The 551-nt window shown below is 49.9% G+C and carries 1 protein-coding gene; it reads right to left on the bottom strand.

Annotated elements, in window-relative coordinates; translation table 11 throughout:
• A partial coding sequence (locus R7R24_RS29555) for a flagellar type III secretion system protein FlhB (RefSeq protein WP_318120569.1) occupies positions 1–551 on the bottom strand: 551 nt, incomplete at both ends.

The following is a 551-nucleotide window of genomic DNA, read 5'->3' as shown; positions in this document are numbered from 1 at the left end:
AATGACGATGTTCCGGCGGGATTGGCAAGTCATAATCTTGAATTTTCGGTCGCTGACCACCACGTTTGCGGTACTGTTTTAACTGGAACACAAACGCCAGCACTTGCGCGACCGCGGTAAACAGACCATCAGGAATTTCTTGTTCCAACTCAGTGGTATGGTAAAGCGCACGTGCAAGTGGCGGAGCAGGCACAATCGTAATGTCGTGCTCACGTGCCACTTCTCGAATTTTCATCGCCATGTGATCCGTACCTTTCGCAATCACGACTGGCGCGCGATCGGTTTTCTGCTTATAACGCAGCGCCACAGAATAGTGCTCCGGGTTGGTGACAATAACGTCTGCTTGAGGCACATCGGCCATCATTCGGCGTTGTGCCGCTTCCCTTTGCAGCATACGAATACGACCTTTCACCTCTGGCTTACCTTCGGTTTCTTTGTATTCGTCTTTCACTTCTTGCTTGGTCATCTTCAACTGATCGGCATGCTGCCAAATCTGGAACGGTATATCGATGGCCACAACAATCAATAACGAGCAGCTGATCAACAAGATG

This window comes from Vibrio sp. 704, assembly GCF_033339295.1.
The sequence above is the reverse complement of the archived record's forward strand: the minus strand, read 5'-3'. Positions and strand labels throughout refer to the sequence as shown.